Annotated in this window: 6 protein-coding genes; all 6 read right to left on the minus strand. The window is 34.6% G+C overall.

What is annotated here, in order from left to right; translation table 11 throughout:
- Positions 1-465: 465 nt before the first annotated feature.
- The 6 genes from AB1414_08520 to AB1414_08545 all read right to left on the minus strand — a co-directional run bounded on the left by AB1414_08520 (position 466) and on the right by AB1414_08545 (position 10711).
- A complete protein-coding gene (locus tag AB1414_08520; protein MEW6607482.1) occupies positions 466-1344 on the minus strand; it encodes a prephenate dehydrogenase/arogenate dehydrogenase family protein in 879 nt (292 codons plus the stop codon).
- On the minus strand, positions 1341-3050 hold the full coding sequence (locus tag AB1414_08525; protein MEW6607483.1) for a PIG-L family deacetylase: 1710 nt from the start codon (positions 3048-3050) through the stop codon (positions 1341-1343). The genes AB1414_08520 and AB1414_08525 overlap by 4 nt, the downstream gene beginning before the upstream one ends.
- A 101-nt stretch (positions 3051-3151) precedes the next feature.
- The gene (locus AB1414_08530; protein ID MEW6607484.1) at positions 3152-4492 is read right to left on the minus strand and encodes a glycosyltransferase; all 1341 of its coding nucleotides are present in this window, start codon (positions 4490-4492) and stop codon (positions 3152-3154) included.
- A 4-nt stretch (positions 4493-4496) separates the two neighbouring features.
- Entirely contained in the window at positions 4497-5633 is a 1137-nt protein-coding gene (locus tag AB1414_08535; GenBank protein MEW6607485.1) for a glycosyltransferase family 1 protein, read from the minus strand.
- Positions 5630-6745, minus strand: a complete 1116-nt coding sequence (locus AB1414_08540; GenBank protein MEW6607486.1) for a glycosyltransferase family 1 protein — start codon at positions 6743-6745, stop codon at positions 5630-5632. Before AB1414_08540 ends, AB1414_08535 begins: the two co-directional genes overlap by 4 nt.
- A 477-nt stretch (positions 6746-7222) precedes the next feature.
- On the minus strand, positions 7223-10711 hold the full coding sequence (locus AB1414_08545; GenBank protein ID MEW6607487.1) for an N-6 DNA methylase: 3489 nt from the start codon (positions 10709-10711) through the stop codon (positions 7223-7225).
- Between the last annotated feature and the right edge of the window lie 367 nt (positions 10712-11078).

Below are 11078 nucleotides of genomic sequence, written 5' to 3' on the forward strand. Positions count from 1 at the left end.
ATGTTACTTAGGTAATCGGTAATCAGTAATCGGAGATAACAGGTCATTGTTTTCTCTTCACCGATAACCTGATAACCGATAACTTTCTAAACATAGCAAAGCAAACTTAATAAAGCAATAGGTTGTTTACCACCTTATTTTCCTTCCTTTGCGTCCTTTGCGAAATCTTCCTTTGCGCTCTTTGCGGTTAAATCTTTATACCTTTAAAAAACTTGAACATCAAGTAATACATAAAACATCAAAACCAAATTTGTTAATCAATCATGATATGTCGGTTCTTAAAAGCTTGCTCTGATGAAAATCAGGAGCTTGCCCTGATGAAAATCAGGGATGGAATAAAGTGTGTGGTAAATAGTTTTTTATTTTTTTCTCTGCGTCTCTGTGTCTCTGCGGTGAACGGTTACCTGAAATGGAGTATTGGAGATAATTCTATCACTCCCTTACTCCAATTCTCCCTCACTCCAACTAAATTTGCTCTCTAAAACTTTTGATTTCTTCAAATTCTTTTGTCAATACTTCTGAATTAGTATTTTTAATCAAATCTTCCCATTTCTCAAGGATTTTTTTAAAATTATCAATAGATTTTAGAAGTTCCTCTTGATTGGTCAGGCAAATATCTCGCCACATCACCGGATGACTGGCGGCTATTCGGGTTGTATCTTTAAATCCAGAGGCTAATAGCGATATGATTTTTTCATCCTGCATTTTTATTAAATCAACTAAGGCTGTGGCGATGATATGAGGTAGATGACTTGAGTAAGCAATTAATTCATCGTGTAGTTCTGGGGACATTTCTACTACCTTTGCTCCAATACCTTCCCATAACAAGCGAACAGTTGATATTGCCTTACCATTAGTTTGAGGAATAGGAGTGATGACACAGGTTGCTCCTTCAAATAAGTCCGGTTTTGCGACCTCAATTCCAGACTCCTCTGAGCCGGCTAAAGGATGTGCACCAACAAAATGTATCTCACCAGAACTAAAGGACGGGGTAAGTTTTCTTACAATTTTTTGCTTGGTGCTCCCAACATCCATAACAATAGTTCCCATCTTTAAATAAGGCACCATCTGGTTAGCGATGTCCATAATCGAATTAACCGGGACGGCTAAAATAACTAAATCTACCTTTTTTACCCCAAAGTAAATATCGGTTACAATTGAGTCAACGGCGCCTAATTTTAATGCCTGTTGCAATTTTTCTTCTCGGCGGCCAATACCAATTATATTTTGAACTAAATTAGCCTTTTTTAAAGCCAATCCTAATGAGCCACCAATTAATCCGACGCCAATTATGGCTATTGATTTTATCCCTTCCATCTCACTATCCCCTGCTCTTTCTCTCATAGAGCTTCAAACACCTCAATATTAGATAAACCTATGTTACTACCAATTGCCTCATCAACGGTAAATTTTAACCAGGTAATATTGCGTGGTTTAAAAGTAAAGGTATTTCCCGTCTCATTATTTGATAAAGCACTTATGGGAATAGAACTACCATCACTAAAACTCATAGTTCCTTTTATTATCCTTTCACTATAGTCCTGTCTATCATATAAAATCACCCGATTTACCAAATGAGGTTCTTTCCAGGTTAATTTAAGATATGGTCTTGAAACTGAACCCGTTGATACCCATTTATCAAGGTTGCCTTTATCCTTTGTTTGCCCATTGCGAACAATTCCTGATGAGACTGAAATACTTGCATATTGAGCAATGTTAGCTGGATAAACCTCAAATTCTGCTAAACCACTATTCAACCCCTTGCAGGAGTCTATTACAAATTTGACCCATGAAATTCTCTTTGGTGGAAAAGTAATAACTGCTTCTGCACTATTGTTTGGAAGTGCCCCAACCTTTATTTTTAATGTCTTATCGCTAAAAATAAGAGTCCCTCCAGTTATCCAGTCATCCAGATTCATTCTATCACGCAAAATTATTTTATCTATCAAATATGGCTTACCCCAATCTAACTTAATCCATGCACCCGTTCCTTCTGAATTACTTACCCATTCACCGAGATAGTTTTCAGGGTTGTAAAAAACATCAACTATTCCATCAACGGCTTTAGTCCCTAATTGGGTAGTAGAGGTATTTTCTGATGAAACAGTAACAGTAGATAGAAAAGCAATATTTGAAAAATCACGCACCCAAAAGATTTCATCAGATTTAACAAATGAATAATGAAAGTCGTTGACTTTAGATGTATGACAATGAATTGCCTTATACTTTAAATTTACCGTTGGGTCATTGAGGGGAGTTTTAAGCATAGCGGGTGGAACAGGTATATGATGAATATCAGACCCTTTTCGAGGTGTCAGTATCCCAAGCGTAGTTGGACAGGTAAAGGGGACAACTTGATGGACATCTAAATTTCTCGCAGGCCATTTGTCATCTCCACTCACTGAATGCACAATAGCCTCATAAAGTTTTGGAGAATAGGAAGGCATTTGCCTTTTTATCGACACTATTGATTCCACAACAAATTGATGAACTCCCTGATGGTCACGATGTAAATCATCTAATCTTGTAGTATAGATAGTTTCTGGTAATTCTTCTTTTAATATTGATTCAATAGCTTTTTTAAGATTCTTTTTGGTAAGTAATGCTGGTTCGCCAAACTTAGTTGTAAAGTAATCAGGATCGTCAGGTAATCCATAAGTATAATTCCAATTTTCTTTATGAGGTAAGTAAATTAGCACATTTTCATTAGATTTATTAAATAAATCTCGTATGGTAGCCGCTCTATATCCTAAAAAATAAATATCCTTTGGATTTAATCCTAAAACAGCCAGACCGTTAATTGATTCCTGTAAGGCAATAGGACCTTGCTCTTTTGTATCAGGGTCACCATTTGTAACTATTACCACTTTAATACGGTCACCGTCGTTGACGGCACAATTTATAATACCAGCCGTCATTAAAACTTCATCATCAGGATGAGGTGAAAATACGACAATGTTTTTGGAAAAACAGTTACCGGTAATTAAAAGAAACCAACATAGAAAAAAAGTTCTTATCTTTACCATTTTGTAATCAAAAGAAAGAAACATAGATTTATCTTCCTCGTAACATATTTTAACACATAAAAAAACTTTTGGCAAGAAAATTTTCGACCTGTGCAGGTAGAATTATTTCAGTAATACCTGAACACTTATGAGGATTGACAATAGTGTTTAATCAATTCATCTAATCTCTTTACCTGTTTTTCCCTCGAGAAATTGCTGATAAAATCATCATTGGGGGAAATCTTTATTTCATCTTTAATGATAGAATTCAGGTTTTCTTCTATTAGCCTCGTATCATCACCACAAAAAATGCCTAAGCCAGTTTCTTGCAAAAGGCTTCCTACACAAGAAGAAGGATTTATGCCCAGACAAAAAATGGGTTTTCTTAATGCCATATACTCAAATAACTTTGTGGTAAGAACACCGTCGTTTTCTTTATCCCTCTCAATAAAAAGTAAAACATCTGCTCTTTTCTGTTCAGAAAGGGTATCTTTAGCCGAAAGAAACCCTCCATATTTTATAATTTCTTTTGTGTTAGGATATTTATCAAAAAACTTATCTAAGATAACCTTTGTCTCATAAGCAGCATAAAAAAATATCTCTAACTTATCTTTTAAATAGGTGTAATTTTTATCTATGACTTTAAATAGTCCTTCTGGATTACTTCTCTTCTCATAAAGAGTTCCGGTATAAACAATAGTTTTCTTTGATCTATCGGGAGAAAATTCATGTAAATTTATCTCCCTTAACAATTCCTCATCATAACCATTTTCTATAACAAATATATCCTTTTTCTTATGTGGATATTTTTCTTGTAGCCACTGCTTCAATATCTCCGAAACGACAATAATTACATCTGAATTCTTTATACACCTTCGTTCTAAAAAACCTTCCATAAGGGTAAAAGGAAATAACCCGTGATGAGTCGGTTTTTGTGTCCATAAATCACGGAGATCCTGAATCCAGAGAATATCCTTAAAATTTTTTTTCAAAGCCAGCCCGACTAAATTAACTACAGGAGGAGGGTAACTGGTAATAATAATCCTTATGTTTTGCTCTTGAATTATCCTTTTAGCCTTTTTATATGCCTGGAAAAACCATAAATCAGAAAAGGTAGGCATCCGTGCAAAACCATACAAAATACCTCTACTTGACAAATGCTTATTAACTGAGTTCAATATCTTTTCCATCAATAAATCAATAAATCGTTTTTTATTCCCGAGACCATATCCGTCACTTATAGGTCCCTTTATGTTAAATATTCTTTTTATCAAATTTCGGGGATCGAAGTGAGTCAATCTATATACTTGAAGAGAAGAATAATCTAAATCATAATTCTTTATTTTTTCTTCATCAATAGTATCTGCAGCAAGAACAATAACTTTATGTCCTAATCTTTTAAGATATTTAGCCCAGGCATATACCCGTCTACAACCGGTTGTATTTAAAGGTGGAAAGGTATAACTAATCATAAGAATATTAGCCATTTCTTTATTTGCTCCTTTTTGTAAATAATTCTAAAAGTGTCTTAGCGGTTTTTTCCCATGAAAACAACTGAACTCGTTCTAATCCCTTTTGGATAAGATTTTTTTTGAGGTTGATGTCAGTTAGACCTCTATATATTCCTTCACTTATTTCTTGAATATTTAACGGCTCTACAAAGATAGCCGCATCATTTAAAATCTCTTTAAAAATAGGAATATTAGAGACTAAAACAGGACATCCACAAGCCATAGATTCTAATGGTGGAAAACCAAATCCTTCATAAAGAGAAGGAAAAAGAAATAACTCAGCCCCATTATATAACTTAACCAAATCCTCTTGAGGAACATAATTTAAAAATTTAACTTCTGCAGGAGAAAATTTTAGTTTTTTATAAATTCTATAAATTGACGAATTTTGCCAACCTTTTCCTCCAGCAATAAGAAGGGGATAGTTTAGTTGTGGATAATTTCTTCTAAATAAGGCATAAGATTTAAGTAAATTCTCAATATTTTTCCTTGGCTCTATAGTCGATACTGTCAGGAGATAATCTGTAGAGGTATGAAATTTATCAGCAATATATTGTTTGGTCTGGGTTTTAGGAAGAGGACGAAATTCTTTTTGACAAATACCAGGATAAGCGTATTTGATTTTATTTTGAAGTTTTGGAAATTTATCTTTTATTTCTAATGCCACAGATTCCGAAATGGTAATAATTTGATGTGCCTTTAAAAGAGAGGTTTTAAAAAACAACGGATAGATAATACGGTTATCCCATTTTAGTGTTGATGGATAAAAACAATAGGTTAAATCATAAACAGTTAATATTGTCCTGACACGAGAAGGAAGGTTTATAGGTAAAATAGATTCAGTTGCCCAGAAGATGTCAATAGCATCTTTTCTTAAGTCATTGTTGGCGTTAAACTGCATCCAGCAGGTAGCCATAGTGTTTAACCTGCCCTTTTTTATTCGCAAATGCCAGGAGGAAGGAACCTCTTCAAAAGGAATTTGTAAGGAATTGGGTGCATATAAAAAATATTGATTCTCACCATCTATCTTATGTAAGTGTTTAATAAGGTTGTATAAATAGACACTGATGCCGGTAAATTTTCTGGCTAATGGATATGCGACAATACCTATTCTCATTGTTTTTTCCCTTCAGAAACCTCTTTAAATATAGATAAAGTTTTAATTGCCGTTTGTTGCCAGGAAAACTTTTTTACCCTTTCCAGTCCTTTTTTCACCAATTCTTTTCTCATCTCTTCATTATTCAAAATCCGATAGACAGTTTCAACCATTTCTTTTGTTGCAAATGGGTTAAATAAAACCCCAGCCTCTCCAATTACCTCTGGCAGAGAGGTGGCATTAGCCGCCGCAACAGGGCAACCACAAGCCATTGATTCTAAAGCCGGTAATCCAAATCCCTCAAAAAAAGATGGATAGACAAAAAGTGAAGCACCACAGTAGAGTAAAGGGAGTTCATCCTGAGGGACATATCCGGTTAAGATAACATCTTTCTGTTTCAAATCTTTAAATGGCTGGCGGACTGTCCCGACCAATACCAGTTGATGTTCTATCTGATACTGCGTCTTTAAGATATTGAATGCCTCAAGAAGCCTGGCGATATTTTTGTTAGAACGCATTATGGCTACACTCAAAAGGTATTTCTTCAACCCATATTTTTGTTTTACTCGCTCAATTTCATCTTTATTATAATAAGGATGGAAACACTCTTCAACGGCTTCATAAATAACAGACACCTTTTCCTCTTCTGTTTTGAATGCCTCTAAAATATCCCTTTTGGCTGATTCTGAAACAGTAATTATTTTATTTGCCTTTCTTACTGAAAACCCCATCAATATGTGCCAGATAAACAATTCTATTTTGGGCACATTTTCTGGATAATAAGTATAGTATGTATCATGTATGGTCATTACTATTGGTGGTGAGCAAAAAACAGAAAATGTATGTCCAGGAGAGAAAAAGAGGTCAAGATTATACTGTTTAATCTGAAATGGCAAAATGAGTTGTTCCCAAAAAACTCGTAATAATTTCAAAGAACCTTTAATTGGACATAGAACTTCTTGAATCCTATCTTTATCAAACATAAATAACCCTCTGTTTTCCTGGCTAACAAACAAAATATATTCATTCTGTTTATCAATCTCTAAAAGATTTTTGAGCAGATTACGAAAATAGGTTACAATCCCTTCATTTATACCTGGTAGAACAAATAAAGTATCAATTCCAATCCGCAAATTACTCCTCCTTTAAAAACTATCTTTCTAACTATTCAGCCACAGATGGATACAGATGAAACACTGAAAATTCGTGACCTGAAAATAGTTTTTTCACGCAAAGGACGCAAAGGTAAATTTTTTCCTTATTTCCCTTTGCGTTCTTTGCGTGCTTGGCGTGAAACTTCCTTTCCCCTGAAAATAATCCGCAGATTACGCAGATTTCACAGACTTATTCCCCCTTAATAAAGGGGGGTAAGGGGGTTGTATTCCCCTCTTGAAAGAGGTTAGGGGTGTGTTCTCTCTATTTTATTTTCATTCTCCTTTGTGAGCTGCAGGCTCATGTCCGTTTCTCCTTCTGACTTTTATCTTCTATCCTTCTTGATTCTCTGCCAGTGGAGGAAATTTCCACCCCCTACCCCCGCCAGCGGGGGACAATCCACCTCTGTCCTCTGTCCTCTGCCCTCTGCCCTCTGTATTTATCCGTGCTTATCCATGTTAATCAGTGGCTGAATAGTTATCAATTATTTTTATCTCCTCTTCCCCTAAATTATACAACTTATAAATCAAACTGTCAATTTGGTCATCTATCCTTTCTATTTCCATGTCAATTTTAGTTAGATGGGGATTGGGCACTTTTGCCCTGAATTCATTCATCATCAGATTAATCCTATCAAGGTTATATTCTACTGAATGAAGTTTGGCAGAGGTTTTATAGACTAAAGTGATAAGGTTAGTTAAGATAATATCAACCACTATGCCATCTCCCCACTTCTTCTTTTTCCTTTTTTCCTTTAAGAATTTATTGATGGTATAGAAAATAAATAATCTCAAATTTTCGTCTTTAATGATTAATTCTAAAACAGGGGTATGGATTTGCGGTTCACTATCAACCTTAAATATAATTGATTCATTCTCTTCATAAATCTTTATGCCCGTAATTTGAGCTTCTGTTTGAGCAGAGATACCCGCTTTCTTCTCAATATATTTACTATACTCAGCCTTACTGTAATAGGCATCTTTTAAAGATAGTGCTTCATAATCCGGATAATTGTTAATTAACTGGTCAAAGTTCTTCCCTATCTCATTTTTTTGCTTATGGAGCCCAAGCATCTCATCAACTAACTTAACCAACTCATCATACACCGCCTTTGAGTCTTGATTATCAAAGTCAATTTTATAGATAGGTATTTGTTCAATACTTTCGGGATAGACATTTAGTTCATAACCAAGCATCAAATAGAAATAGAAGTTAATTAATTTTGAATTGATAAATCCTAATAGATACTTCAGGTCATAGTTTTTAGATGTTTTTATTTCATCTTCTTTAATATAAATCTTATGTTTTCGTAATACACTCTGCTCAATGGCACATAATTTATGTTTTAGAACACATAAAGAAAGGGAATGGTCAGTATAAAACCTTTCATTATCAAAACAAGCAATAAGCCCTTTCTTCCCTGTTACTTCACTTATGACTAATTTCTCATTTTCAAACAATTCCGGGAGTGATGGGCGGTAGAGTTTTTCCTTATCATACAAAAACCATTTCTCTGTCAAGTCTATCAAGTATCTGCTGACATTTTCTCCTTTAATCATTTTTTTACAATGTGTATTGATTGGTTCATTTAAGTGAAATTTCTCTATGGGCACACCTCTTGCCCCCCAGGAAACAACGGCTATATCGCCAAGATAAAGGCTTTTGGCTTTAATCTTATCAATAATGCCCAAAGTCTTTCCATTTAATTCCAATCTAAACATATTGTCAGGGGTATGTTCATAAACAGATTGTTTAACTTCAAGTAGCCCATCAGTTATTTCGTTTTCTATTTTAGGGTCTTTTTGAGGGAGAATAATCTGGATAGTATGGTCAGGCATCTTTCCTTTTTGACAAATGATAATGATATTTCGCACCACTGCATCCTGGAATATACGATATTTTTTTAAATCAACAATGGTCAGGATTGAGGTATTTTCCAGTAAATATTTTCGCAAGTGCTGAGCATAATTTTGAGTTAAAAATGGATATGGAATGATAAAGCCCAGTTTCCCACCTTCTTTAAGTAAATTTATTCCTCGTTCCATCATCCCAATGTAGATATCAAATCTTTTGACAGCGGTGGTATAATTTTTCATATAAAACATTCGCTCATCGGTTGGCAGGTTTTCTACATTGACATAAGGTGGATTGCCAATAACTATATCAAAACCTTCTACCTCCGGGAATTCTATTTGCCAGTTAAATATCTTATTGGTCTGTGGATGTTCGAAGTATTTATTTAATGGCTCATTTAGTTTTATATTTAATTCATCACTAATTTCCTTAATTGAATCAAGGATTTCTTTATTTTCTTGCCCATTTTTAAGTTTTGCCCGCAGGCTAATAAGTGATTGTATTTTATCTTCAGATACATCCGTAGTTTCTGCCGAAATAAGTGAATTACCAACTTTAATATTTTGATTAAGCAGATAAGGTAATTTTTGTTTTCCAGACATTTTTTCAAATGCCTTTAAAATGAGATTTATAGTTGCCATTTCTGCGGCAGCCGAATCGATGTCCACACCGTATAAGTGCTCACAGAGAATCTTGCGAGGATAGTCTAATACCTTTTGAGGTAATTGTTGTAATTCAAAACCCAGACTACTTTGTCCATGTTTTTTAAAGTATTTCTCCATTGTTTCTACCTGGAGTTTCTCTATTCGCTCATTTTCCTCTTCATAAAACTTACTTAAGATATCAAAGGCACAAATCAGAAATGACCCGGAGCCACAGGCAGGGTCTAAAATTTTAAGGTCTTTTATTTCATCAATCGTCTTACCTTGTAAATACTTTCCTAATGTCTGGTGAACAATATAATGGACGATAAATGGTGGTGTATAATAAACCCCTGCAGACCGACGCACTTCTGACTTTATCTCTGCCTTTATCTTACCATTTTCAAGGGTAAATCTATAACCTAAATAACTTTCATAAGTTGCTCCTAAAATATCAGAGGTAAATTTACGAAAGCTGATACGACAAAGTTCACAGATTATATCGGCTAATGTTTGGTTTGAGATAAATACTTGCTCACAAAGATGTCCTGGGGCAAAGATAGAGGTATTATGATGTTTATCCATCATCATTGATAAATCAATCAAGGCATCAAAAAGAGAGGTTTCTTTCGCATAGGCTCCCTTTTGCAAAAACTCATTTAACATTGATTCTAAAAGGCTATGCTGAAGAAGGACCTCCTTGTCATCTGCACATTGAATAACTAAAAGCCGACTCAATATCCGCTGAACAACATCCATCAGTATTTCAAAGTCAAAACTTCCATCTGATTTTACCAGGGCAGGATTATCCTTATTGTGGTCATAAATATTTTGGGCTAATCTAAGTCTCCAGGAGTGTAGAAATTTTAAGAATGAATAATCTATTTCTTCTCTATGTAATTGAGCCTCCCACCATTCCAGGGATTTTGTCTTAACCTTATCTTTAGATAAAAGTAATAATTCATCTAATCTCTCAAGGTATTCAGAAGGTGAATCAAAGGAAAGGATTAATTGCTCTTTATCAACATTAAAAAGATAAAGTCGTTGGAAATTGGTCAGGATAGCCCAGGGGATTTTACAACTCCGGGCATATCGAAAGGCTTGTTTTTCATCTGAGGTTCTATCGATATATTTTTCCTGGCGGTCTGATTTAGACAGGATTTTATTAAATCTTTTCGTTTCAATAAAAATAATCGGTTCTGTCTCCAGTTCTAACCCAATATCCACAAATCCTGCTTTATCAAACGGCGTTGTTGGTCGAATATATTTTTCTCGATTATATCTATTATCCTGGTCTAAAGTATTATAGACATTCCAGCCAAGTATTAAGAATAACTTATCAACATAATTTGCCCGGACATCTGCTTCAGAAATATCTCTATTTCCCTGTGAGTAGTATTGTGAGTAATATTTAGAAATGAGGGCTTTCAGTTCTTTTTTTATCTCTTCCATAGTAGGAAGTATTATATCAAACAATCCCTTCAAATGCAAGCAAAAAATTGTGACAGGCAGTAATGGGTCAGTTATCGGTAGTAAAAGATATTCCTCTCACAAAGGCGCAAAGGAGGCAAAGAAATTTCAAATCACAAATTCCAAAGGACAAATAAATCCCAATGGCTAAAATTCAGACTTTCACATTACGTTATTCATTGAACGAATAAACCAGGAGTTTTAAACAATGAACTCTGAACGAATATAGCGGTTATTAACTGGAAGTTTACATAGGATAATACCCATAAATAAGGCATGAGAATAATCGTTCCGTTAGGAACATAATATCGGTAGGAATAGATAGACAAATCAATCAGTTCCGTAGGAA

Source organism: bacterium, assembly GCA_040755795.1.
GTDB lineage: Bacteria > UBA9089 > CG2-30-40-21 > CG2-30-40-21 > SBAY01 > JBFLXS01.